This window comes from Acetobacter conturbans (genome assembly GCF_011516755.1).
GTDB classification, from domain to species: Bacteria; Pseudomonadota; Alphaproteobacteria; order Acetobacterales; family Acetobacteraceae; genus Acetobacter; species Acetobacter conturbans.
Genome location: NZ_WOSY01000023.1, coordinates 1 through 25,357, shown reverse-complemented (window position 1 = coordinate 25,357; position 25,357 = coordinate 1). Strand labels below are relative to the sequence as shown.

Genomic DNA, 25,357 nt, shown 5'->3' with positions numbered 1-25,357 from the left:
TTTCCCTGTTTATTGATTATGGAAAGGGTAGTCGGTGTAGCCGTGCGCGCCGCCGCCATACATCGTCGTCGGGTCCAGCGAGTTGAGTGGCCAGCCATGTTTCAGCCGCGTGGGCAGGTCCGGATTGGCGATGAACTTGCGCCCGAAGCCGATCATGTCCGCCCAGTCATGCGCCAGCACATGCTGTGCCTTGTGCAGGTCGTAACGGCCCGCGCACAGGATGCGGCCGCCGAAGATGTCGCGCACGCTGGCGCGGAAGGCGTCCGGCATTTCAGGCGCATTGTCCCAGTCGGCCTCGGCGAGCGAGACATAGGCGATGCCCGCGTCCGCCAGCACGCGCACGGCCGCCGTATAGGTTTCCGCTGGATTGTCCTCCAGCAGGCCAAGATACACGCGCTCTTCCGTGGTCGTGCCGAACAGCGGGGAAAACCGCACGCCCAGTCTGTCGGGGGTGACGACGGCGGAAACGGCCTCTACCACCTCGCGCAGGAAGCGCAGGCGGTTGGACAGGCTGCCGCCATAGGCATCGGTGCGGAAATTGGCCCGTTCGGAGATGAACTGGTTGATCAGGTAGCCATTGGCGGCGTGGATTTCGACGCCATCGAAACCGGCTGACAGGGCGTTGCGGGCTGCCTGTGCGTACAGCTCCACCAGTTCATGGATTTCGGGGATGGAAAGTGCGCGCGGCACGTCGGGTGGGACCAGTTTTCCCGTGCCCGATCCCACGGGGATGAACACGTTTACGCCTGTTGCCGCGACGGCGGACGGGGCGATCGGCGCCTCATGACCGGGCTGCAATGCGCGGTGAGAGACACGACCCACATGCCATAACTGCGCAAAGATGGGCCGCCGCTTTGCGTGTACCGCATCGGTGACCAGTTTCCAGCCTGCGACCTGTTCGGGTGAATAGATGCCCGGTGTCCAGGCATAGCCCTGCCCGCGAGGTTCGATCTGCGTGCCTTCGGTAATCAGGAAACCCGCCTGCGTGCGCTGCGCGTAATACTCGGCCATCAGCGCGTTGGGAATATCGCCGGGCTGGGTGCTGCGGCAGCGTGTCAGTGGTGGCAGGAAGATCCGGTTTTCCAGCGACAGGTCGCCCAGTCGCACAGGTTCGAATAAAGAAGATGAAGACATGATCAACCCTGTTTACAAATGCAGGCCATCTGTCCGGCCCGCATGTAAACATTGACCCAGCCTGCGGTGTGCGCAAGAACGCACATAAACCGCCACTAGTGTCAGGAATGATACCATGCCCCGCATTCGTCACACCACGCTGGCCTGTAGCCCCGGTTGCACGGTGGAAGCCACGCTGGAACTGTTTGGCGGGAAGTGGAAGGCGTTGATCCTGTATCACCTGTTCGAGGACGGAGTGCTGCGGTTCGGCGAACTGCGCCGTCGCCTTCCCAACGTCACGCAGCGGATGCTGACCAATCAGTTGCGCGAACTCGAGGCAGACGGACTGGTGTCACGCACCGTTTTTCCCGAGGTGCCACCGCATGTGGACTACGCCCTGACCGAGCTGGGAAAGACGCTGAAGCCAGTTATTCAGGCGCTCAAGAAGTGGGGGGATCGGTATGCGCATTCTGTCCAGCGGAACACAGCTGCTGATTGAGATTGACGGCGAAGCGTTATGGACAATTCCTGCAGCAATCTGCCTGTCGGCATAGCAGAAGCAGAGCGGACAGGCAGCAGTCGCCCTCATGTCGGTCATAAGTGGAGCCGTTCAAGTTTCCGGAAAGCGGACGGTCGGCAATAGTTCTCGTTATCCGTCGATATCCTTTCCAGACTTCTGATTGCTGCATCACCTGCGGTCAGGCGACATCGTCATCATGGACAATCTCGGCTCCCACAAAGGCCCCGGCGTTCAGGCTGCAATCGAAGCCGCAGAACTGACATGCGCCGCTCTGTGGGACAGGATCGGCACACTGATCGATCAGCTCTTACCGACAGAATGCGAAAACTTCTTCACCACCGCAGGATATGAGCCAGATCGAGAGGAAAACGCTCTATATAAACGTATTTTTACATGGTATGGTATATTTTGTTAAAAGCTTTATAATGATTTGATTGAGGGTTTTGTCTTGAAAAATCTTAAAAGTAGTTTGAATTCTCTTCAGGAAAAAGCCAGAGAAAGAACAGTAAAAACTCAAGATATTGAATATGATCTTGAAACTCTCGTCAAGAGAATAAATAATAATACTATAAAATTAAACCCAGATTATCAAAGAAGGCATCGTTGGCCTAATGATGTTTCTTCTCGGTTAATTGAAAGTTTACTTTTAAATATTCCAATTCCAATTGTTTTTATATCCCAAGATATCGACGTGGATGACGAATTGTTAGATAGAACTCCACGGTATACTGTGATCGATGGACAGCAAAGACTAACAGCTATTCGCGATTTTATGACAGGAAGCTTGATACTTTCAGGACTGGAAATTTTAGACGAGTTGAACGGCGCAGCATTATCGGATTTACCGCCATTTCTTACTCGAAGGCTTGACGATCGGACTGTTCGGTGCCTGAGAATTGACTCCACGGTGGATCCGCAAGTTAAATATGATATATTTGAAAGGTTAAATACAGGGTCAGTAAAGCTTGAACCGCAAGAATTGCGCAATGCTGTTGTCAGAGGGGCTTTCAATGACCTGATTAAAAAGCTTTCTACTTATTCTGATTTTCGTCAGCTTTTGCAGATATCGGATAAAGAATTAGATGATAATCCTAAAATTCGAAAAATGGAAGATGTTGAGTTAGTTCTGCGTTATTTTGCTTTGCGAAATGGGGGTTATAAAGAGCCAAGAAAACTTGGTTTTAAAGATTTCCTTACAGAGAAAATGACGGAGTTTAATGGATTTTCTTCTGAAGATATTTTCAATATGGGTGAGGACTTCAAATTTTGTATTTCAGCAATTAGAAAGTTTCTTGGCCCATATGCTTTTTCCAAACATAAGGTTGAAAACGGTGTGTCCGTGAAGCGTATGTCTACGTTTAACGCTGCCGTTTACGATGCAATTCTCATAGCATTTAGTGATAAAAACAACGTTTCTAATTTGGAAGAAAAAAAATACACATCAGGAGGATTTAACTTTAAAAACATTAGTATTCTGACTGATAAGCAAAGGTTGTCTTTGTTCGAAGACGATGATTTTTTTGATGCAGTTTCTGGAAGTGTAAATGATTTAGGAAAAATACGAACTCGTATTAATAAAGTTATTGAAGATCTTTCGTAATGAGCACCGCTGTATTTGAAGTTGCTATTACTCTTCCTCAGAGGATGGGTGAAGTACGTAAACTAGTAGAGAAGGCAGAGCTTTGCAACGAAACAGATCCGGAATTTCGTGATGCTCTCTGCCGATCTGCTAGTGTACTGTTAGTTTCACATGTAGAGGGCTTTCTAAAAGATGTTGTCTCGTCTATTTGCGCCGACCTTAATTATTTTGTTAGAGATTTTTCTCGAATGCCCGAAAGTATGAAAAGAGATTTCTCTTATAGAATATCTCATTATGACGGGGTTCCAAAATGTGATATTGAAAAACGTACAAATAAAATAAAAGAATTTTTCACAATAAATAGTGTACCTATAGATTTTGATTTTTTGCCTATAAAAGAAAATATGGGGAATCCAACCGTGAGTAGTATAGATAAATATTTTACTCCCATTGGAATAAATAAAATTGTCTCATCACTAAGTTCGGACTTTTATCATCAGATATTTTCTGGGTCAGCATCATCTGCCTATAAGTTATTGAGAAAATGTAAATCTAGTTACAGTAAAGTTTATTCTTGGCCTTACCAAGCCTATTCAAATTCTGACTTCAAGGAGCCTCCAAATAAAGGCGATCCATATGCTACAGATGCTCTTTGGGCCACTTTTATTGAGGATATGCTTAGAAGGCGTCACAAAATTGCTCATGGTTCAACGCTTGAAAATACTGAATCCACAGTAAATTTAGAGCGTGATATAAATAAAGTAGAAATAATGATAACTGGTATTATGATTTATGCTTGTGGGAAAATAGGATCTTATTACAGAGCGTAGCTGTTAAGCTATTTATAATATACAAAGTCCGTAAATAAATAATCGGGCTTTGTATATATTTATTACGTTATAATTTTTTGTATTATTGTCATGATACTGACTTCTTGGTGAACAAAGCGGAGAGCCGATCGGTTTGCTGATAGGAAATATCTTTTTCAGCATTATGCTTTTTATTCCATTGCTCGCTGCGCTTTCGTCGGGGCTGCATAATAGCCTCGACCCTCTGGTCGAACCATGATTCCAGCTTTTTCGAGGATGTAGCATGGTTGAGCTTCAGCGGTTGGAAGTCATCCTCGAATTTTGAAGACGTTTCAGGACGGGCTGGGAGGCGACGTAAATCTTTCTGACCCCGAAAATGCCCAATAATACCAGAGGGTCTGGCCTATGACCTGTGTGAGGTGGATGGGTGTGGGGCTTGCAGGGCTTTGCCCTGGAACCCGGTAAAGGCTCGCCTTTGCAAACCGTTTTATGATCAGCAAACCGGGGTGCAGGGGCCTGCAGTCCCTGCCGGCTCCGGGCTGAGCCCGGATGCTCTCATCGACAGGTCAGCCTTCTCAACCTCTGGTGTAATATCGAAAAACAATGGTGGAATTATGCGGGCCAGGAACAGTCTCTCCGGTGTCATAGTGGCATCCCGTCAGCGAAACGCTCGCTGCACGCGGCTGGTCTTTATCAACACGCCACGTTCGGTCCTGCTCACCTCGACGCTCATGATCGGTGCCTTGCCGGCGCATGCGGCACCAATCGGCTCCGGGCCTTCCGGCGCAGGAGGGCCGGCATCGTCTGTGACTCATCCTGTCAGAAAGCCGGTCGTATCGGCGAAGCCGGTTTCCTCAAAATCGGGGAGTTCCGGCGCGCGTGCGCGGGCCGTTGCGGTGCCGGCGGCGGCGAAAGAAGAGATTTCAATTTTCGGGCATGGCTCCACGCGGCAGATGACGAGTGTAACGTCCACCATGATGCGTCAGAGCGTGCCCGGAACCTCTCCGATGAAGGTGCTCAGTCAGCTTCCGGGCGTGCTGTATCAGTCGGCTGATCCGTTTGGTGCATACGAGTATTCCAGCACACTGTTTATGCGGGGTTTCTCACAGGCTCAGCTTGGTTTTACCCTGGACGGGATTCCGCTCGGGGATCAGCAGTTCAATAACTATAATGGCCTCAGTATTACGCGGGCGCTCAGCACGGATAACGTTGCCGGAGTGGATGTTTCGCAGGGAGCGGGCGCGATTGATGTCGCGTCCAGCAGCAATCTTGGCGGCGCGATCCAGTTCCGGTCCATTGATCCGTCGCATGAGCGTGGCGGGACGGTTGAGCAGACCTTTGGGAGCAATGCGACGTTTCGCACATTCATTCGTCTTAACAGTGGCGATCTGAACCGGACCGGCTCACGTTTTTACGTCTCGTATGCCCGGACGGATATGGATCTGTGGAAAGGCCATGGTTACGACTACTCGGATCAGGTCAACGCGAAATTCGTTCAGCCTCTGGCGCATGAATCATCGCTCAAAATGTTCTTCGACTGGAGTTCGACACAGCAGTTCGATTACCAGGACATGACGATGGATAATCTTCATGTATTCGGACCGAATCTTGCCAATTACTATCCGAATTATACGGCTGCCTATCATGCCGCGCAGGGGATCTATCCGGCAGGCTATGAAAAAGCCGCTGATCCGCTGGATGCATCGTATTATGCCGGAACGGCGAACCGGGTGGATTATCTTGGCGGGATCACGCTGAATGAAAACCTGACATCGGCTCTGAACTGGGCGACGACGGTTTATGGTCACGGGGATAGTGGCTACAGCACGTGGACGACGCCGTATATGCCGTCTCCGAACGGGGCGCCGCTGTCACAGCGGATTCAGAATCCGGGTATTGAACGGGGCGGGTTTACAACGGCGCTGACCTACAAAATCGCGCGCCACACGATCAATGCCGGTGTCTGGTATGAATACGGGCAGTTTACCGAGGGGCGTTATTTCTCTGAAGTCCCGTTGTCGGGAGAGGGCACGCCGGGCAATCCGACAGATGGTTTTCCGGGAAATGTTTTTGCCAATCCCTGGCAGGAAGTTTTCCATACCAACACGTTTACGTTCCATTTGCAGGATACGTTCCGGATTACGCGTAATCTGACCGTCAATGCCGGTTTCAAATCCATGGTTGTTTCGGCGGGGAACCATGTTCCGACACAGGATGCGGCACTGAATGGTGGGAACCAGGTGGCGCAGGGGCATCTGACGGCGTCTGATGCGTTTCTGCCTCAGGTTTCCGCCAACTGGCGGTTTTTGCCGCATCATGAAGCGTTTTTCGATGTGTCGCATAATATGCGGGCGTATCCGCAGGACGGGTACAACACCAATGTTTCCGCGACGCCGTGGACATCTTCTCAGACGGCGTTTCAGAGCACGAAAGGGTCTCTGAAGCCGGAGACGGACTGGGTTTATGAGCTTGGGTATCGGTATGTGACGCCGAAGCTGAGTGCTCTTGTGTCGCTTTACCGGGTAAATTTCTCCAATCGGTTGCAGCTGATTTCGAGTGGTTCCGGGATCAATCCGATTACGGCTGTGCAGAATGTGGGCGGGGTGACGACGAACGGGGCTGAGGTGAGCATGACGGCGCATCCGGTTCAGGGACTGACGCTTTATAATTCATTTTCCTATGCTCACTCCACGTATGATCAGAATGTCGTCACGTCTTCCGGCCCTGAGCCGACGCGAGGCAAGCTGGTGCCGAATTACCCGACCATGATGTATAAGGGCAGTATTGCTTATGACTGGCGGCATCTGAATGTGCATCTGGATGGGAATTATTTGTCCAGCCGGGAGCTCACCTATACCAATGATCTGCATGTTCCGGGATATTTTCAGGCGAATTTCGGGGGGCGGTATAATTTCGGGTCTTACAGTTTCATGAAGAATTTTACGGTCAGCTTTAATATCTACAATCTGTTCAACAAGACTTATGTGGCGACGACGAGCGAACTGGGCAACAATTTTACGAATACGGGTTATAATTACTTTCTTATGGGAGCGCCCCGGCAATTCTTTGGAACTGTGAGTGCTGATTTCTGAAGGCGTCCTGTTATAGCAGAGAGTCTGGCTTTTGAGTTGTGTGCGACTGACTGGTGCAGGACTGGCAGGGCTTTGCCCTGGAACCCACCAAAGGTCGCAGACTTTTGAAAATCATTTATGATCAGCAAACCGGGGTGCAGGGGCCTGCGGTCCCTGCCGGGTCCGGGCAGAGCCCGGATACTTTCAACCACAGGTCAGTCTTCTCAACCTCTGGTATCAGTCTTTGCAGCCACTGGCGTTCATTCCGGACGATGGAAGTTCGTCGCAACAAAAGGAGCGGCTGTCACTACACCGATGCCTTTAATCGTCCTCTCTTTGTCGGTTGATGGCGTGTCTTTGCCCATGAATGACTGGTATTGTGCTATAAGCAATCGTGTTGTCTGCATTTTGAAGACAATAATTCGGGACAAAACCGACCATGTGCAATCTCTACAGCATGACGGCGCCACAGGAGGCGATCAGGAGACGGGCACGCGCTCTGGTGGATCGCACCGGCAATCTTCCGTCGATGCCGGCGATCTGGCCGGATACGGCAGCTCCGGTTGTCAGGCAGGGAGCTGAAGGACGCGAGTTGACTCTGGCGCGGTGGGGGATGCCGTCACCCGCGTTTGCGCTGCGTGGTCACAAGGTGGACCGGGGAGTGACGAATATTCGCAATTTGTCCTCGGCTCACTGGCGGCGCTGGCTTGGCATCGAACATCGTTGTCTGGTGCCGTTTACGTCGTTTTCCGAGATGGAACATCTTCCGGACGGGAGCATACGCCCGGTGTGGTTTGCGGACGGGCCGGAGCGGCCGCTTTGTTTCTTCGCGGGGATATGGACAAGCTGGACGTCTGTCCGGAAAGTTAAGGAAGGCGAGGTGACGGCTGATCTGTTCGGTTTTCTGACGACGGAGGCGAATGCGGTTGTGGCACCTGTCCACCCGAAGGCGATGCCGGTGATCCTGACTGAGCCGGAGGAGTTTGAATTGTGGCTGACCGGGCCTTTTGAGATTGCACGGGAGCTTCAGCGTCCGCTTGATCCCGGGAAACTTGAGAGTGTTGGCCGGGGTGAACGGGAAGATAAGGGGGAGTAATCCGGTTTCGGTGGGCCACTGATGTCTGGATATTGCAGCGAAGGCCGTCGACGGAGGCTGGCCTTTGACCTGTCGATGAGAGTGTCCGGGCTCTGCCCGGACGCGGAAGGGGTCGCGGACCCCTTCACCCCGATCTGTTAATAAAATGGTTTGCAAAGGGAGCCTTTGCCGGGTTCGGGCAGAGCCCGGATTTTCTCTCTGACGGAACAACATGTCAGACTTTTCGCAGGACACTTTGATATATCGTGGATGTTACGAAATTCGCGTGCGTGTTCCGATCCGGTATAAGGCGGCTGACCCGAGAGTGATGACGCCTGCGATGGCCATTGCGAGCGTGAAAGAGCCGGAGTGCTGGAGAGCGGCTCCTGTCAGAACCGGGGCCATGACTGCTCCCAGAGAGCCACCCATGTTCTGGATGGCTTCCAGTGTGGCGACTGATCCTTCGTCGATCAGGACGGTTCCGAGTGTCCAGCCGCTGGTCATGGCGATGCCTGTTGCGAACAGGGACACCGACATGACAATGACGGCCAGTGTTGTTGTGGCGCAGAAGGGGACCAGCATGGTGGTTACGGCGGCTACGAGCAGTGCGGCCACCAGCGGGGTGCGGCAGGCGCGGGCCGGTGTCCAGCCGCGTCGGGCGAGGCGGTCTGTCACGATGCCGCCGGCGAGACCACCGATGAAGCCGGCGAATTGCGGAACCGAGGAAAGGTAACCGGCCTGAGAGACGGTGAAGTGGCGGGCGGTCTGGAAATACGTGGGCAGCCAGGCGGCGTAGAGCCATTGCAGGTAAATGACGCCGACGAAGCCGCCGGCCAGAGCCCAGCTTGTGCGGAAGGAGAGCAGGCGGCGGAGTTCGTGAATCACCTTTTCCGCGCGGGGTGGTTCCGGTTGTTCGGGTTCAGAACCGGTTGCTTTCGGGTTACGATAAATGCTGATCCACAGGAGAGCCAGGCCCGCGCTCAGGCTGCCGACGAAGGCGAACATGGCGCGCCAGCCGAAGGCTCCGGAGACGGCGCCGAGCATCATCGGACCGATGACCTGACCCAGTGAGGAGGAGGCGTTCAGGAAGGCGATGGGGGTGGCGCGCCGGGCGGGTTCGAAATACCGGGTGACGAGGCGTGTGCCGATGAGGAACACGGGTGCTTCGCTGACGCCGAGCAGGCAGCGCGCGACGAGCAGGCCGTGAACGCTTCCGGCCAGGGCGGAGAGCCACTGTGCGACGCTCCACAGCAGCAGGCAGGAAAACAGAAGCCAGCGTCCGCCGGCGCGGTCTGCGAGCAGACCGGCGGGGATCTGGCAGACCAGATAGACGGAGGCGAAGGAGGAAAGGAGGACGCCGAGTTCTGTGAAGGACAGGCCGAATTCGCGGGCGATATCGACGTTGGCCGCTGCCATGGCGGTGCGGTCGATGTAGCTGATGCAGCCCGCGGCGATCAGGAGGCCGAGAATGATGTAACGGATCGGGACGGGGCTTCGGGTTTTCAGGTGTGCTCCGGACTCGCGTGCTGTGTCCTGTTTCAGGGTGATCCGGTCGGAGGCGGTTTCAGAGACCGACACTCAGAGCCGTGCCCGGGGATCGAAACGAGGAACTGAAAGGCCGGGCATCCGGGTTATCCTGCATACTGGTTGCCATCTGGCGGAGTGTGTCGGCGACGTCATGCGGCTGGACTCTGGCGTGACGGATGAGATGCTCAAAATGACGCTGCATCTGCATCACGGTTTCGGAATCGTTAAACACGACATACATGCTGCCGGCATAGATTGCGACGCTGCACACCGAAGATGGTGCAGGGTATGGTATGAACCTGTTTTTCATCAGACAGGAATATCCTGAACAACGGATAAAGAGCTTCGACCCGCTGCGCCATATAGTCCATCCGGGCTCCCCTGTCTGAGAGGTCTTTGACCTGTGCGGGACTGGCTGGTGCGGGACTGACAGGGCTCTGCTCCGGAAACCGGAAAAAGCTCTGTTATCATCAGGTGTTGTCGCTTTCTCAGCGCTTTGCCCATGATGACCATTAAAGGTCTCAGCCCTGTGGAAACAGGCTTATTGATCAACAGACAGGGGTAATGGAGGCATCGTGTGCAGCACGCCTTCGCGTGACGACCCCTTCCGAAAGCGGGCAGAGACCGGTCTTCCGCTCATCCTCTGAAAACTCAGACTTCAGAACCTGACGATAACAACGCCATATTTTTTGTGGTTTTTTCGGGAAGATTTTCACGAATATACTTTAGATCTGTCCTTATTCAATTCAGATTTCCTCTGTTTTTTATAACGCCTGGAAATTGTTGCATGGCTATTGATTGTGAATAAAAAAACACCACGACTTTCCGGAAAAAGCCGTGGCGCATCAGAGGGTTCAGGGGAAAGACAAGGCAGGTCAGATCTTCATCGCGGGGGAACCCCCGAGTGCAGGCAGCCATCGAAGGCAGGGCTCCCGCTCATGACATTCTTTGCATATATCCGGCTGGCATAAGCAATTTTTGCCAGAGACCTGATGGTCTGAGTAGCAGGGTCAAACATGGTGGACCTCCATACTCGAGCTTGCAATTAAGGACGGCTTCCGGAGAAATTTTCGGGGTTACCCCTCCGTCCTGACACTGAGGCTACACAGATTTTGTTGTCTGATGGAAGAGTTTTTTTCAGTTTTTTGACACTGCTCATAAAGTCCGCAGGTTCCGGGTGCTTCAGCCGGTGATCTCGCGGAAACCACAGCGTCCTGTATTCCGGAGAACAGGACGCGGAATGGTTTCGCGGTCACGGGGAGCGGACGAAGCCGAAAATGGTCGGGTCGGCGTCTCCGAATTCGTTGACGGTGTAATAGGTGCAGCTGAGTGAGGACAACGCGGCATCATGCATCGGGCGGTGGATGATGCAGGTGCTGTCGGGCACACTGTCGGCCTGAAACTTTCCGGCTTTGAAATCAGCATGCCGGAACTGCGATGTGAGGGTGGTCAGGCGGTAGACCTCCCGGTCTCCACCCTCCGGATCGGCGATTTTCACGCCTGCCAGTATGGCGTGGCTGCCGTCCCGGATGAGATCGGTCATGTCGATGGAAAGGCTGTCATCATGGGTATCGACAGAGAGGGTGCGACATCCGTAACTGCCAGTGCAGTGACCGGTATATGTCGTGAAATGACTTTCCGTTGCCGGGAGATCGAGTGGCATGACCTGCGCGCGGGCTTCAGGAATAAGCTGTGCGGCACAGAGAGCTGCGACGAAAAAAGAAACAGGGTTCAAGGTGGGGGTTCCGCTTGGTTGGACCGGCGGAGCGGACGGTAGGCGAAAAAGAAACCGTTTCGCTATTCAAAGTAATTCGAAATGTGAACAAGATTTTCTGTCGTGCTGACGATTTCCAAAACCATCTTTTACACCGGCACGCACGGATACCGGAGGTTATGAAGACTGACCTGTGGCCGGGAGCACCCGGGCTTACTGATCATAAACGGTTTGTAAAGGCGAGCCTTTGCCGGGCTCCAGGGCAGAGCCCTGCCAGCCCCACACCCATCAACCTTACACAGGTCAAAGGCCGGACCCTCTGATATGAGGGTGACACAAAGCGGGAAAGTCCCGGTGCTTCACCCCGCATCTGCCAGAGATCACAGACTTTCGGAAATCGTGTCGTTACGCAACAGAGCGGGATGAAGGAGGCCGCGACTCCTTCCGGGTTCGGGCAGAGCCCAGGCCTCTTTATGCTGGCTGGTACGACACGTAACTGCGGTGGTAGCGTCCACCGAGATCCGTCAGGATTTCGTAGCCGATCGTCCCGGCGGCGTCTGCGGCATCTTCGAGTGTGTTGTGGGGACCGATGAGGTCGAGCGCGGTGCCGGGGGGAACGGGGATTTCACCCAGATCGGTGATGTCGATGGCGAGCGAGTCCATGGAGACGCGGCCGATGATGGGAAGGTGGACGTCCGGATGGGAGGAGAGAACGGCGCGGCCACGGTTTGAGGTGGAGCGGTGGAAGCCGTCGCCATAGCCGATGCCGAGCAGGGCGACGCGGGTCGGGCGGTGAGCGGTGAAGAGGGCGCCGTAGCCGACGGACTGACCTTCGGGGATGGTTCTGGTCTGGATGACCCGGGCCTGGAGGCGAACAACGGGGGTCATGGGATTGGGCTGACCGGGTGTCGGGTTGATACCGTAGAGGGCGGCGCCGGGCCGCACGAGATCGAAGTGCCAGTCGGGACCGAGGAAGATGCCGGATGAGGCGGAAAGGCTGCGCGGGGCTTCGGGCAGCAAGGCGCTGAGGCGGCGGAAGGCTTCGAGCTGGGCGACATTGGCGGGGGATTCAGGGGTGTCGGCGCAGGCGAGGTGGCTCATGACGAGCATGGGGTCGATGCCGGCGTAGCTGTCAGGATTATCCGCAAGGGCGGTAATGGTTTCGGCGGTGAGGCCGAAGCGGGCCATGCCGGAGTCGAGCTGAATGGCGGCAGGGAGTCTGCGCTCGCGCTTTCGGGCGAGGGTCTGCCATTCTTCGAGCTGTTCGGGGCTGTTGAGGACGGGGGTGAGGCCGGCTTCGAGCAGATCTTCGGAGGTTCCGGGCGGAGGGCCGTGGAGGACGAAGATGGGAATATCCCGGGAGATGATGCTGCGAAGGGCGGCGCCTTCGGAGAGGTGGGCGACGAAGAAGTGGCGGCAGCCGGCCTGTTCGAGGACGGGGGCGACGCGGGAGGCGCCCAGACCGTAGGCGTCGGCCTTGATGGCGGCGGCGCAGAGGGTTTTCGCGCCATTTTGGGTGAGCGTTCTGGTCAGTTGACGGTAATTAGCGGCAATGGCGCCAAGGTCGATGGTCAGGGCACCACCAGCCCATTGTGCTGCAACATCCATCTCTGTGCTCTGCCTCCGACTGCATTCGCTCCGCAAGCGCGGGAGTATAACGCCTCGGGAGAGAGGCGCCAGCCGATCATTTCGTGTCTGGAACGCCTTTGCTGGTGGAGTATTCGAAGTGGAGCGCCTGTTCGGGGTTTACGATCGGGTAGATGGCGTGGGTGGCCATGGCGGCTTCGCTGAAACCCTGGAGAATGAGTTTGAGTTTGCCGGGATAGGTTGCGACGTCGCCGATGGCGAAAACGCCGGGGAGACTGGTTTCGCAGGTTGAGGGCGTCACGGGGATGGTGGAGCGGATCTGGTCCATGCCCCATTGGGCGACGGGGCCCAGATCGGTGGCGAGGCCGAAGAAGGCGAGGAGGTGGTCGGCATCAAGGGTGCGTGCGTCACCATCCAGGGTGGCGAGTTCGACGCCGGTAAGGATTCCACCCTCCCCTTTCAGGGATTTGAGCTGATAGGGGGTGATTTTCTCGATCTCGCCTGCTGTGACAGCCTCTTCGAGCTGACGGAGGCTTTCGGGGGCAGCGCGGAATTTGTCGCGGCGGTGGACGAGGTAGATCTTGCTGGCAACTTCACGGAGGGACAGGGCCCAGTCGAGCGCTGAGTCGCCGCCGCCGGCGATGACGAGGGTTTTGTCGGCGAAATCAGCGCGACGGCGGACATAATATTGCACACCGCCGGTGGCCTCGAAGGCTTCGAGGTTTTCGAGTGGGGGGCGGTTGGGACCGAAGGCCCCTGCACCGGCGGCGATGATGACGGCTCTGGCGTGGATGGTGTCGCCTTTGCTGGTGCCAAGCGTGAAGGCACCGCGATAGCCTGTGAGGGTTTCGACGCGGCGACCGAGGAGGCGCGGGACGTTGAAGGGTTCGATCTGTTCGGCGAGGTTTTCGATCAGGCGGGCGCCTTCGACGGCGGGGAGTGCCGGGATGTCGTAGATTGGTTTCTCAGGGTAGAGCGCGGTGCACTGGCCACCGATATCGGTGAGGGCGTCGATGAGGATGCTGTTCAGTTTGAGCATTCCACATTCGAAAGCGGCGAACAGGCCGGTGGGGCCGGCTCCGATGATGGCGACGTCTGTTGTGATCGTTTCGCCTGTCATGGTCGCGCTGCTCCTGTCTGCTGTGAGTGGCCGGATCCGGGGCCGTGGGTTGCGGGGGGGATATTTGCGACAGACGGGAGCGGGAGGCAATGGCGGGCGGTGTGGTGACGATGGAGGGGGGCGGTTTTTCTCGCCATCATCGCCAGAGGGCCCTTCGCCACATTGCGTGGATTATCCGGGCGGGACCGGGGGATGCTTTGCCTGCCGGGACGCATAAAAACGCTGTCTGCTCTCCTGGCTCACCCGCTGTTCTTCTCGTCCTGCCGGGACGACAGCAGCAACCCGGATGATCGGCAGACGATTTTTGATGAATAGCATGGCGCCGTCAGGAGATGGTCATGCGTGTTGGATTTTACAGACAGGCTGTTGGCGACGTCGGGTTTTTTATCGGGAGGCAGGTCCGGCGAACGCACCGATCCTGTTATTGCTGCACGGATTTCCGACTGCCAGCCATATGTTTTGGGATTTAATACCGCTGCTGGCGGATCATTATCGCATCATTGTGCCGGGCTGGATAAATTCTCACTCTGTATATTCGATTATGGCGCGCCGGTTGGCCTGCGGGTCGCATTACAATTTCCTGAGCGCGTTTCAGCTATTATCAGTCAGAACGGCAATGCCGGGAGCCGTGGCAGACTTATACCAGAGGCTGTGAAGACTGAGCTGTGGATGAGATCCGGGCTCAGCCCGCACCCGGCAGGGACCACAGGCCCCTGCATTCCGGTCTGCTGATCATAAAACGGTTTGCAAAGGCGAGCCTTTGCCGGGTTCCAGGGCAGAGCCCTGCCAATCCTGCACAACCAGTCCTGCGCCTGCCAGTCTCACGCAGGTCAAAGCCCAGACCCTCTGCCATGATGTTTTTTTACCATTCTGAAGTGGTGTCAGATTCCGGATGAGGCGAAAATCGCTGTGGTTGCAGGTGGCATCATCACCGGAAATTATGCTGTTTCTGAAAACTGGTGTTTTTTCCGAGTTCTTTGACCGCGATGGAGAGGCAGCCGATGACGTCGCTGATCTGAATACGCTGGCCGATTTCTTCTGATCGGGCTTCTGTCTGATAGAGGGCGCTTTCCGCGCCTGTGATCGCCTCCAGCTTTTCGTGGCTGGTAACTGCGGTGCTTTCCAGGATTTCGAAGAGGCGCGTGAGTTCTGTTTCAACGGAAGGCGGCAGGGCTCTTTTCGTCAGCAGGAACTTTACGTAGAGCAGATTTCTGCCGACGGTCATGACAGAGAATGCGCTACTGAGCCAGGCGTCCGTTTGAGATGGGTCTCGTCCGGCGTCGTGGGCGATGAGGCGCTCCATCTCTTCGATGATTTCGCCGAGCCAGAGCTGGTCGGTCATCCGGCTGTTGCGCCCGACAATGTTTCTCAGGTCATTTTCGATGATCGCGCGGAAATTTCGGTGAAACCGGACGAAGCTGAAGGGAAACAGATAGCGGAAGATCAGCACACCGAAACCGAGACCGGTCAGCAGGGCCATGGAACTGTTGAACCATTGCAGTTCGTTGATGCGGAAATGATTTTCAGGTTCCAGCATGTAGGGAAAGAAATTGACGAAGGACGCGCCCATGGCGGCGGTGGCCGGGTGGCGGTTGACCAGCCCGCCGATGATCATGGGAATACCTGCGGCGAAACATAACACCGGGTAGTCCGACGTGACTGGCATGACGAGGAAGACCGGAATGACAGCGGCGATAACGGCCCAGACCGCGCCGAGGAAGAAGTTTTTACTGGCGATCACTGTGTTGGAGAATGACGCGAAACGTGCGCAGATCACGGACACGAACATGACGAAAAGGGTGCCCGTGGGCCAGGCTGTAATTTCCCAGATGAGGGCGGCGATGAGCACGGCGATGAAGGAGCGGAGACCATTGGAGAGGGCGGCGCGTCCATGCGCCGGGCGAACGAGACGGAGAGCGCCGAGGGCCTGTTTGTCGGGACCTGTACCTCTGAAACAGTTCAGCAGCAGTGTGAGTTCGGACAGCAGGAGGGCTATCCCCTGGAGAACGATACGGTCATCGACAAAAGCACGCTGTTCTGAGCTGCCGTTCTCCAGACGTGCTGTTTGTTCGATTGAGGTTTCGCAGGTCCGGAGCAGGGTGTCGGCGTGGGTGCAGAGTTGTGTCACCCCGGCGTCGGAATCGAGGAATCGGGGCATGGCTGCGAGAAAGTCAGCGAAGGCTGCCACGACGGGCTGCGCGAACCGGCCGTTTTTCTGTCCGGACAGGGCGAGGCGGGTTTGCATCCCGAGACCACGGGACATGAACTTTGCGGCCTGTCCCAGCGTCGCCCGGGCGGAGGCGACCATTGGCCCGGAATGGCCGGTTTCGATGGCGCTGAACTCTATCCTGTCATTGAGCGTCATGACGCGGGAGAAGGTGTTGTAGAGATCCCGTTCCGGCGGAGCGTGGGAGATGAGGACGTCCCGGACGACGGAAGCGGTTCCTTCAATGATGTCCTGAAGGTTGTGGCGGACGGCGGCTCTGGCGTGGCTGGCGACATTGGGTTCGCAGATGAGGGCGACGGTCATTTCACAGACGACGCCGAGGAGGATGTAGGTGCTTCGCGCGACGGCGATACTGAAGACCTGATCCGGTGTGTCGATGGCGGACACAGAGATGATCGCGCAGGTAAAGCCCATCAGTACGAACGTATAGCTATGGTAATTGTGGCACAGCGTTCCGAGGCCGGCGCAGAGACCGATCCAGCCGGCGAGCAGCGGGAAGAACAGCCAGGGCTGCTGCGGCGAGGCTGCCACGAGCATGATCGCGGCCACGGCGCCGGCCAGGGTTCCGACGACGCGCCAGTGTGCCTTGGACAGGCTTTCGCCGATGGTATTCTGAGCGACGATCCAGACGGTCATGGCGGCCCACTGGGGCTGGCCGAGTTCCATCCACAGGGCGATACTTAACGCGACCAGAGAGGTGATGGTGGTTCTGAGGGAGAAGACCAGATCCGGGATGGACGGGGCGAAAAGCCAGTTCCATCTTTTCAGGCTTTGTATTACTGACTTCTTAGTCACAGAGGCAGATTTTCATCTCTTACGGAAACTGGCGGGCCGTTACAGCGACACGCTGCTGACCGGGGTGCTTTATCAGTGGGGCGGGAGGTATGCCATCTGAAATGCTGTGCTCCGGGAAGAAAAACTGTCCGGATACAGGTTATACCGATGGATCTGACCTTAATAATCTGTGCGGGATTGATACGGCAACCCGCCAAAGGTCGCAGACCTTTGGAAAGGCTCTGTTGTCGTTACGTGTTGATCTGTGATTTTTCAAAGGGCTGGCAGAAGACCGGGCTCTGCCCGAACCCGGCAGGGACCGTCACGCGAAGGCGTGCTGCGCACGACGGCCCCTGCACCCCGATTGATTAATCATAAAATGGTTTCCAAAGGTCTGTGACCTTTGGTGGGTTCCAGGGCAAAGCCCTGGGAACGAGCCAGCACTTAATGACAACAGAGCCTTTGCAAACCGTTGTTTATCAGCAAACCGAAGTGCAGGGGCTCGTGGTCCTGCCGGGTCCGGGCTGACCCCGGATGCTCTCCTTCACGGCGCACTCTTCACAGCCTTTGACAGGACGTGTGAACAGCACTGCAATTTATGAAGGTATCGAACGGGCAGAGAGGAGTGCCGTCCCCTCTCCGGGTATACGCGGTTCGGTTTACGCTTTTCGGGCAGCCCAGCCTGTTTCGCGCAGGAAGAAGGACAGGCCGATGGCAATGACGATGCCAATGATGAGCGGCATGAAGGCGTGCCGGTATTCTGCCATGCTCAGCACCTCGCCTTTGCCCATGAGAGCAGAAACGAGGGGAGACATGATGCCGGTTGTACCGAACACGAGGAAATTCATGACGCCGGCGGCGGTGCCTTTGACCTGGGGCGGGTTGACCTCTTTCATGGAGGAGAACGGGATCATGGCGGCGCCGGAGGCGATGCCCATGACGAGGGCGACCACATATTTTGGCATGATGCCGACGGGCACGTAGAGGGCGCAGAGCGATGCTGCCAGCAGCACGACGGCGCCTCCGAACAGAACCGGTTTACGTCTTCCGATCTTATCGGAGATCCATCCCAGCAGCGGGCATCCGATGACCCAGCCAATGGGGACCATGGAGACATCGGAAGCGGCGAAGCCCATGGTGGTGTGTTCGCCGACACTCAGCATGGAAGCGCCCCAGCCGAGTGCGCCGATTGTTGTGGGCACGAAGAGAAGGCCGCCGATGAGTCCGGCACACCAGCTCTGGGGGTTGGAGAAGATGATTTTGAACGGACTGAGAAGATTGGCGGCGGTAAGGTCACCGTGATGCCGGGTGCTGTCCCCTGAATCGCGCGGCATGATGACCCAGACGGCAGCGGCGAGGATCAGGCCGATAACGCCGAAACCAAGCCAGATATGTGGCCATGAGACGTGCCAGCTTCCCTGCGGATCGATGAGCATGCGGGTTGGTTTGGAGCCGAAAGCGGCGCCTGCCATGCCGAGGCACTGTGTAAGGCCGACGAAGAGAGCCAGCGTTCGGGCCGGGAGGTATCGGGCGGCGACGTAGGAGGCACCGACGAAGGCGCAGATGGCTCCGATGGCCTGGATGATGTAGCCGCCGACGCCGGCGGGAGCGCTGCCCTGAGCGAAGATGAGGCATCCGACGCCGGTGACGGCGATGAAGCCCGGAAGGATGGCATGGGCGCCGTAGCGGTCGAGCAGGACGCCGACGACGAGGGCCATGAGGGCGTAGACGATGTAGTAGGACGCGATCATCAGCCCGAGATGGCTGTTACCCCAGGCCGCTGTCAGCTCATTCTGCATGATGCCGGGGGCAGAGCGGATCGCGTATTGATAGAAATAGAACAGGGCGCAGAGAAACCAGGCCAGCACGTAGAGGGGCTGAAGTTTCTGCGGCTGCGGAGCGGGCGTGGCGGAGGCCGCGGGCGATGCTGTCGCCGGGGGCGGAGTGGCGGTCATGGGGGTTCCGGAAATCGGGTTTGGCGTTCAGACAAAACAGGCGACCCGAAGGTCGCCTGTCTGCGGCGAAGAGCGTTGCTTATTTCGCGGGCGGGCGGGCGTTGGCCGTGGCGACGTGCCGTCCCCAGGAGATGAGTTCGCTCGTGCAGTCATCACGCGGGATAACGCATTCGATCAGGGTCGGGCCGTCTCTGTGCGCCAGTGCGGTTTTCACGGCGTCATCCAGTTCTCCGAATGTTGTCGCACGGAGGCCTTTGCCTTTACCGTCTTCGGCGTTGAAGCCTTCGATGACGGCGCCGTAGTTCCAGTTTTTGATGTTGTTGTATGGCCCGTCGTGGATTTCCACTTCGATTGTGTAGCCGCCATTGTTGATGAGGAAGATGATGACCGGTAATTTGCGGCGGGTCATCTGGCCGACTTCCTGAGCGGTGAGCTGGAAGGAACCATCACCGACCATCAGGATATTGCGGCGTTCCGGCGCTCCGACGGCGTATCCGAACATGGAGGGCACCGACCAGCCGATATGGCCCCACTGCATTTCGTATTCCACGCGCGCGCCACGGGGAAGTTTCGTGCGGTTGACGTTGAACCAGGAGTCTCCGGTTTCGCCGAAGATAGTGGTGTCAGCTGTGACGATGGACTGCAGCGCGCGCTGGATGTGCTCGCGGGTTAGTTTGCTGTCTTTTTTGCCGGCTTCAGGCGCTGTTTCCGTCACGCCGCCACCGACACGGCGGTATTCGATCATGGTCGCGTCTTTTTTTGCTTTGCCGGCGAAGTGCTTTGCGACACCGTCGATAAGATCGCGCAGGTGGATATTATTGAAAGACTGATCGCCAACCGTTGTCGTTTCTTTATCAGCGTTGACGACGCCGGCACCTTTTGGCCATGCGGTCCAGCCTTCGGTCGAGTAATCATTGAAGATACAGCCGAGAGCCAGAACGCTGTCTGACCAGTTGAAGATGTCATTGACCTTCGGCGAGCTGGCATCACCCCAGAATGTGCCGATATAGTTTGCGTGATCTTCGGGAAAGAAGCTTTTGGCGGCGCCCATTGTCGCGACACAGGACCCAAGGGCGTCGGCCAGACGGATTGCGGCGTCTTCGGCTCCGGCGGCGCGCAGTTTGCTGCCGATGAGGATGACGGGCTTTTCCCTGCTTTCAATGAAGTCGGAGACAGCTTTGACGGCGACGGTCAGTGTGTCAGCGTCGGAAGCCGGTTCATTGATGACGCTGCTGATCGGGCCCGGAGCGCGGCAGGGCTGCCCGGAAACATTGCAGGCGATTTCGATATAGGCGGGCTTTTTCTCACGCAGGGCGGTGCGGATCGCGTAATCGATTTTCTCCGGTGCGTCTTCCGCGGAGATGATGGACACGGCGGCACAGGTCAGCTCCTTTGCAATACGGAGCTGGTAGCCGTAATCGGTGCTGCCGATGGTGTGGTGGAGGATATGGCCGCTGCCGTGATCGTTGGAGTTTGGTGCGCCGGAGACGAGGATGACGGGCAGGTTTTCGGCATAAGCGCCGCCAATGGCGTTCAGAGCCGAGAGCGCGCCGACGCTGAAGGTGACGACGGCCGCCGCGGCGCCGTTGGCGCGGGCGTAACCTTCGGCGGAGAAGCCGCAGTTCAGTTCGTTCGAGCAGTAAACCTGTTCGCAGCCTTTATTTTTCAGAAGCTGATCGAGCAGGACGAGATTGTAGTCACCGGCTACGGCGAAGTGATGTTTCAACCCGATCTGCGCGAAACGTTCTGCGAGGTAAGTGCCAACTGTGTAGGTCATACCTGTCTCTCCGGTTTTAATTCTGATTTTCCATTACTGGAAAGGAAGATATCGGAACGTGACATAGACCGTGTTACCCGTGGTGGTCGGGTAGACACTGTTGCCCATGCCATCATTGCCGCGAAAGGCAAATTTCCGGATATAAGTATACTGAACACCTGCCATGACGCTGCCATACTGGCCGTCAAGGAAGTGCCACCACCCACCGGTCGTAAACGAGGCGAGTGTCCGGGTCTGCGCGTTGCAGGTTCCGAATTCGATGTCGCAGCCGCTGAGATTCTGGTCGGTGATTCCGTATCCATACTGGCTTCCGTTGGCGGCGGTGTATCGCCGGCGTCCTGCCGTTTCGACACCACCGTACAGATAAAGCAGGACGGATTTGTCTGGGTGTCCGATCAGACCCAGCGCACCACGCAGTTCCGGGACAGGGGTAAGCTGTCCACGACTGTTGAATGTTGTGTCCGGCAGGAGAGTGGGTCCGTAACGACCGATCCCTTCGCCAGCGATGACGTTGCCGGTCAGCTGGAGTTTTGGCGTGCCGAGCGGCACGGTCATACCGCCGCCGACACCTCCGCCGAACTGTGTGTCCTTATGTGTGCGGGCCGCGCCGGGGGACTGGATGACCGAGCGGAACCAGCGCGCCAGCCCGAAAACTTCGTAATGGCCCACTGACGTATCGACCGCGCTTTTCAGAATGATATCCGGCACCGGGTTATCAGTGTACTGGGTGTCGGGATTGAGGAGGGCGCCGCCGGCGTTTTCGTAATAGACGCGCGGCCCCACGGTATTGCTTCCCACTGCGGGCAGTCTGTCACCCGAGGCGACGGTGGAGGAATAGGCCACGGTTGCCTGCGGGTCTTCGATGGAGAGGGCGAGCCAGTATTTCTGCCCCCAGTCCTTACCGATCCGGATCTGGGGGACACGGGTGAACGTGATGCCAGGGATCTGGTTGTTATCGGTGACGGCTGGCAGCTGCTCATTTCTGGGCAACACACCTTTTGCATAACCGGTCGCGAGGCTCCAGGCCTGCCCCATGAGAAGATGGAAGCCCCAGTCTTTTTGCGTGAAGGTGAAATATCCCTGACGCAGTCTCGGGACATATCCATTGATCTGCACGCTGTTTGTCGAGCCCCCCGAGCCGCCGAAATCGGACTCGATATAGGCCTGAAGACGGGTGGACGGGGTCGGGTTAGCCTCAAGCAAAGTCGACAGGCGGCTGAGCTGAGCGGAGAGGCGTTCTTCGCTCAGCCCGTGATTGGGACTGTTTGCGTAGGGGAAATTATTCCATGCAGTGGCGGGGCCGCTGGTCAGGTTTGAGTCACGCCAGATATTTGAGAGCTCAAGAAAACCGCCAATTCTGACAGAAATATTGCCGATGCTGAACACGGGTGGCAGGCGATCGACCGATGTCTGCGTGATGGCCAGGGGGCTGGAGGAACTGAGATCGACTGATGATCTCTCATCCGCCGCAGTCTGTTGCGATCCGCCGGACTGTTGCGGGCTACCGAAATGAAAGAATGGCTCGCGTGGTTTTCCGGCAGAAAACTCTGCCTGCGGTTCAACCGGCGTCTCTCCGCCACCGCCTGCCAGATCGAGTGGTTTCTTCAGGCTCGCTGACGACTGGCGTGTCAGGCCGGAGATACTCTGGCGCCCTTTACCACTGGTTACCCGCTGTCCGTGGCGGTGCTTTTCGATGGCGACAACCCTGCTTTCAAGAGCGTGGATCTGCTCTTTAATGGCGGTGAGTTCATCGTCGTCATCGTTTGCCCGGGCGGGGGGGGCGAAAAATGTCAGCACCCCCGCACCCGCGCACAAAACGAAAATATTTCGCTTCAAAAAGACACGGAAACGGGGCGGAGATGGTTCTGTCATTGGCGCGTATTCTAACGCCCTGCGACGGGCGCGTATTTGATACGCATCAAGATAAAGAGATTTTTTTTGAAATGTCCTCATTCCGAATTCGCTATCAGTTTCGACAGGGTGGCGGCCACGAGTGGCTCTGACAGGGCCATTGGAAAAACGAGAAATATTATCAGATCTGCGGAACGAAAATTTCCTGCGCATTTCGGAAACGGGTTTTCCGAATTTAAGAAAGCATCATATCTGAATACATTAAATCGAAAAAATACAAATGATCTTAATGTTACGGAAAGAGGCCAGGCAACTCTATTACACCAGAGGTTGTGAAGACTGACCTGCGGTTGAGAGTATCCGGACTCAGCCCGGATCCGACAGGGACCGCAGGCCCCTGCACCCCGGTTTGCTGATCATAAAACGGTTTGCAAAGGCGAGCCTTTGCCGGGTTCCAGGGCAGAGCCCTGCCGGGTCCTGCACCGGCCTGTCTCACACAGATCAAAGCCCAGACCCTCCGGTATAAGCTTTGGTGAAGCGGTTGGCTGACCATTCGTGGACCGACGCGGCTTGTTTTAGCGGGGAGGACCATGATGAGGATATTGGCGACTAACCGTCTCCCAAGCATCATGCATGTGAATGGCAGCTTCTTACTTACCGACGTCCACCAGCGGACAGTCTGCTCTCCCCCCTTAGCGGACTTTCATTGCCTCGTCCGCCCATAGGGCAATCTCACTTGCGGAGGGATTTTCAAGGTTCTCCGCTGCCTCAGCAGCGCTCGCTGCAAGACGATGCACCGTTACTGTCCAGGGGGCGTCTTCCGCTTCGTTCGGGAAGGCGGCGTTGATATACGCGCAGGCATCCACGAACTGCCTCAGTCCCTCGACGAACAGGGCTTCACAATCGGCCATGCCGCAGTCTTGCCGGCGATCAGTCATGCTGTGCTTTCCATGGATTGAGGAGTGGCACCCCCGAATACCGGAAATCATTCGTATTCCGTGTCACAACCGTCATGCCATGTACCAGGCCGGTCGCGGCGATGAGGGTGTCGCGCTCCGAGCCCGGATCCGGAACATGCAGGTGAGCGCAGCGGCGGGCGACCGCCAGATCGATGGGAAGTACCCGCTTCGAAAACTCGGGTAGAACGTAGTTCTCCAGCCAGTTCCGCAGAACGCTTCCCTGGGCGGGATCCCTGCGCTCGATCCGCATGACACCGACATCCAGCTCCATGACGGTGACGGCAGACAGGAAAAGGCTCTCGGCCTCCACCTGCTCTGCCCATCTTGCAACATTGGGGTCGGCCCTGCCCGCCCGCACCTTTCGCAGTTCGGAAACAACGTTCGTGTCCAGCAGGAACATCAACCGAGGTCCGCGGGACGCAGGCCGAGGGTCATGGGCGTCGGATCGAACTCGATGTCTTCAGCACCAGGCAGGGCGAGTGCATCCGCGATCTTTCGCGGTCTGTGGGTCAGCCGGCGATAGTCGTCGATGCTCAGCAGAACATGCGCCGGCCTGCCGCGGTCAGTGATGAAGACAGGCCCCTCAACGGCAGCCTTCTTCGCCCGGGACGTGTCCTGGTTGAACTCACGACTGGAAAATGTGGTGACAGTCATCTCGGGAGCCTCCTGCTTCTTATGTAGCGACATTACTACAATGGAGCAGACAGCGCCATGGAAATCGGGCTCTTCCGGTCTGCACTCACAAACGGGCCAGCTAGTGTCCTTCACAGGGCAGGTGCCCGACCTGGAGCTGACATTCTGAACGGAGAAAGCCGATGAACACGATGGAGCATGGTGGTGCAATGGCAGTCGAGCGCGTCAAACGCCTCGTGGCGGAGGCGCGCAGCCGCACGGCCTCTTCGGAAAGCCCGCGGCCGAAGGACAGTTCTGCTGACGCGACTGAGGGAAACGCGAGCGTGGCCCCGAAGCGGGAGGGTGATCCGGGGTCGTCCCATCAGCATTGACGGGATATATCCCGAGCGCCTCGACATTCCCTCTTTCCACGGCGGCCACGCTCGGCCGTCCCTTTTGTGGTGATTGCCTTGACGACACTCATTCCTCTTTGCGTCCCGTTTGAGCGCCGTAAGGAAGCAGCCCGAGGCGGTGCCACGTTCAACGGGGAGCAGAAGTGCTGGACGGCGCATCGGGACAGAGGTGGTCCCCATTTTTCGGACAGGGCGATAAGCTATCATCTGGCCTGAACGAGGACGGGTTTTATGGGCAAGGTTACGCGGAAACGGTATGCGGCAGAGTTCAAGTCACGGGTTGCGCTGGAGGCGATCCGTGGGGAACTGACGCTGGCGGAACTGGCTTCGAAACATGGGGTACATCAGACGATGATCGCCCAGTGGAAACGGCAGGCGATCGAGGGGATGGCGGCGACCTTTTCCGGGAAGACGGTGGCTGAGCCCCCGGTCAGCCCAGCTGACGTGGAGAAACTGCACGCGAAGATAGGCGAACTTCTCGTGGAACGGGATTTTTTACGCGATGCCTCTGCTCGGTTGGGCGTGATCAGAGGCGGCAGATGATTGACCCGAAGCGAGCGCGTCTGCCGATAATCCGGCAATGCACGCTGCTGCAACTCAACCGGTCGGGCGTCTACTATCGGCCTGTGCCACAGAGCGAGGCCAATCTGGAGCTGATGCGGCTGATCGACGCC

21 protein-coding genes and 2 pseudogenes are annotated in these 25,357 nt (G+C 56.7%); 9 read left to right on the top strand and 14 right to left on the bottom strand.

Annotated features, from left to right (window positions below; translation table 11 throughout):
• Positions 1-9: 9 nt before the first annotated feature.
• Positions 10-1,134 carry an alkene reductase gene (locus GOB81_RS15305; RefSeq protein WP_173571195.1) on the bottom strand — a complete coding sequence of 375 codons (1,125 nt, stop codon included), beginning with the start codon at positions 1,132-1,134 and terminating at the stop codon, positions 10-12.
• Positions 1,135-1,249: 115 nt separating this feature from the next.
• On the opposite strand from GOB81_RS15305, the gene GOB81_RS15300 reads away from it, so the two are divergent.
• From GOB81_RS15300 to GOB81_RS15285, 4 genes and pseudogenes are all read left to right on the top strand, one after another.
• The gene (locus tag GOB81_RS15300; protein ID WP_010510588.1) at positions 1,250-1,612 is read left to right on the top strand and encodes a winged helix-turn-helix transcriptional regulator; all 363 of its coding nucleotides are present in this window, start codon (positions 1,250-1,252) and stop codon (positions 1,610-1,612) included.
• A 181-nt stretch (positions 1,613-1,793) separates the two neighbouring features.
• Positions 1,794-2,048, top strand: a pseudogene (locus GOB81_RS15295) (hypothetical protein); the annotation flags it as partial.
• A 33-nt stretch (positions 2,049-2,081) separates the two neighbouring features.
• Entirely contained in the window at positions 2,082-3,233 is a 1,152-nt protein-coding gene (locus GOB81_RS15290) for a GmrSD restriction endonuclease domain-containing protein (protein ID WP_173571194.1), read from the top strand.
• Positions 3,233-4,042: a HEPN domain-containing protein gene (locus GOB81_RS15285; protein ID WP_173571193.1), complete on the top strand. Its 810-nt coding sequence runs from the start codon at positions 3,233-3,235 to the stop codon at positions 4,040-4,042. The genes GOB81_RS15290 and GOB81_RS15285 overlap by 1 nt, the downstream gene beginning before the upstream one ends.
• A 790-nt stretch (positions 4,043-4,832) precedes the next feature.
• Here GOB81_RS15285 and GOB81_RS17795 read toward each other — a convergent pair.
• Positions 4,833-4,997, bottom strand: a complete 165-nt coding sequence (locus GOB81_RS17795; protein WP_242010310.1) for a hypothetical protein — start codon at positions 4,995-4,997, stop codon at positions 4,833-4,835.
• Between GOB81_RS17795 and GOB81_RS15280 the strand changes: the two genes are divergently transcribed.
• Positions 4,975-7,113: a TonB-dependent receptor gene (locus GOB81_RS15280; RefSeq protein WP_338421377.1), complete on the top strand. Its 2,139-nt coding sequence runs from the start codon at positions 4,975-4,977 to the stop codon at positions 7,111-7,113. The genes GOB81_RS17795 and GOB81_RS15280 overlap by 23 nt on opposite strands.
• 418 nt (positions 7,114-7,531) lie before the next feature.
• The gene (locus GOB81_RS15275) at positions 7,532-8,188 is read left to right on the top strand and encodes an SOS response-associated peptidase (protein ID WP_173571191.1); all 657 of its coding nucleotides are present in this window, start codon (positions 7,532-7,534) and stop codon (positions 8,186-8,188) included.
• A gap of 252 nt (positions 8,189-8,440) precedes the next feature.
• Here GOB81_RS15275 and GOB81_RS15270 read toward each other — a convergent pair whose 3' ends face one another.
• The 5 genes from GOB81_RS15270 to GOB81_RS15250 all read right to left on the bottom strand — a co-directional run bounded on the left by GOB81_RS15270 (position 8,441) and on the right by GOB81_RS15250 (position 14,115).
• Complete coding sequence (locus GOB81_RS15270; protein WP_338421375.1) at positions 8,441-9,745, bottom strand: MFS transporter; 1,305 nt, start codon at positions 9,743-9,745, stop codon at positions 8,441-8,443.
• Entirely contained in the window at positions 9,732-10,004 is a 273-nt protein-coding gene (locus GOB81_RS15265; protein WP_173571190.1) for a hypothetical protein, read from the bottom strand. Before GOB81_RS15265 ends, GOB81_RS15270 begins: the two co-directional genes overlap by 14 nt.
• Before the next feature lie 942 nt (positions 10,005-10,946).
• Positions 10,947-11,429, bottom strand: a complete 483-nt coding sequence (locus GOB81_RS15260; protein ID WP_173571189.1) for a hypothetical protein — start codon at positions 11,427-11,429, stop codon at positions 10,947-10,949.
• Positions 11,430-11,879: 450 nt separating this feature from the next.
• Positions 11,880-13,016 (bottom strand): alanine racemase, encoded by a 1,137-nt coding sequence (gene alr / locus GOB81_RS15255; protein ID WP_173571200.1) that lies wholly within the window; start codon positions 13,014-13,016, stop codon positions 11,880-11,882.
• Positions 13,017-13,092: 76 nt separating this feature from the next.
• Positions 13,093-14,115 carry an NAD(P)/FAD-dependent oxidoreductase gene (locus GOB81_RS15250; RefSeq protein WP_173571188.1) on the bottom strand — a complete coding sequence of 341 codons (1,023 nt, stop codon included), beginning with the start codon at positions 14,113-14,115 and terminating at the stop codon, positions 13,093-13,095.
• Positions 14,116-14,401: 286 nt separating this feature from the next.
• Here GOB81_RS15250 and GOB81_RS18055 point away from each other — a divergent pair, with 286 nt between their 5' ends.
• On the top strand, positions 14,402-14,770 hold the full coding sequence (locus tag GOB81_RS18055; RefSeq protein ID WP_408736939.1) for an alpha/beta fold hydrolase: 369 nt from the start codon (positions 14,402-14,404) through the stop codon (positions 14,768-14,770).
• 273 nt (positions 14,771-15,043) lie between these two features.
• Here the strand turns inward: GOB81_RS18055 and GOB81_RS15245 are convergent, their stop codons facing one another.
• The 7 genes from GOB81_RS15245 to GOB81_RS15215 all read right to left on the bottom strand — a co-directional run bounded on the left by GOB81_RS15245 (position 15,044) and on the right by GOB81_RS15215 (position 24,312).
• A complete protein-coding gene (locus GOB81_RS15245; RefSeq protein ID WP_173571187.1) occupies positions 15,044-17,137 on the bottom strand; it encodes an FUSC family protein in 2,094 nt (697 codons plus the stop codon).
• A 638-nt stretch (positions 17,138-17,775) separates the two neighbouring features.
• Complete coding sequence (locus GOB81_RS15240; RefSeq protein ID WP_173571186.1) at positions 17,776-19,071, bottom strand: MFS transporter; 1,296 nt, start codon at positions 19,069-19,071, stop codon at positions 17,776-17,778.
• A gap of 79 nt (positions 19,072-19,150) precedes the next feature.
• Positions 19,151-20,848: an alpha-keto acid decarboxylase family protein gene (locus GOB81_RS15235; RefSeq protein ID WP_173571185.1), complete on the bottom strand. Its 1,698-nt coding sequence runs from the start codon at positions 20,846-20,848 to the stop codon at positions 19,151-19,153.
• Between the two features lie 33 nt (positions 20,849-20,881).
• Positions 20,882-22,720, bottom strand: coding sequence for a hypothetical protein (locus GOB81_RS15230; RefSeq protein ID WP_408736938.1), 1,839 nt, complete (start codon positions 22,718-22,720; stop codon positions 20,882-20,884).
• Positions 22,721-23,391: 671 nt separating this feature from the next.
• Positions 23,392-23,637, bottom strand: coding sequence for a hypothetical protein (locus tag GOB81_RS15225; RefSeq protein WP_173571183.1), 246 nt, complete (start codon positions 23,635-23,637; stop codon positions 23,392-23,394).
• A complete protein-coding gene (locus tag GOB81_RS15220) occupies positions 23,630-24,058 on the bottom strand; it encodes a type II toxin-antitoxin system VapC family toxin (protein ID WP_173571182.1) in 429 nt (142 codons plus the stop codon). Before GOB81_RS15220 ends, GOB81_RS15225 begins: the two co-directional genes overlap by 8 nt.
• Positions 24,058-24,312, bottom strand: coding sequence for a type II toxin-antitoxin system Phd/YefM family antitoxin (locus GOB81_RS15215; protein ID WP_173571181.1), 255 nt, complete (start codon positions 24,310-24,312; stop codon positions 24,058-24,060). The genes GOB81_RS15220 and GOB81_RS15215 overlap by 1 nt, the downstream gene beginning before the upstream one ends.
• Positions 24,313-24,473: 161 nt before the next feature.
• Between GOB81_RS15215 and GOB81_RS15210 the strand changes: the two genes are divergently transcribed.
• Both GOB81_RS15210 and GOB81_RS15205 read left to right on the top strand, forming a co-directional pair.
• Positions 24,474-24,662, top strand: a complete 189-nt coding sequence (locus tag GOB81_RS15210; RefSeq protein WP_062446539.1) for a hypothetical protein — start codon at positions 24,474-24,476, stop codon at positions 24,660-24,662.
• 252 nt (positions 24,663-24,914) lie between these two features.
• Positions 24,915-25,357, top strand: a pseudogene (locus tag GOB81_RS15205) (transposase); the annotation flags it as partial.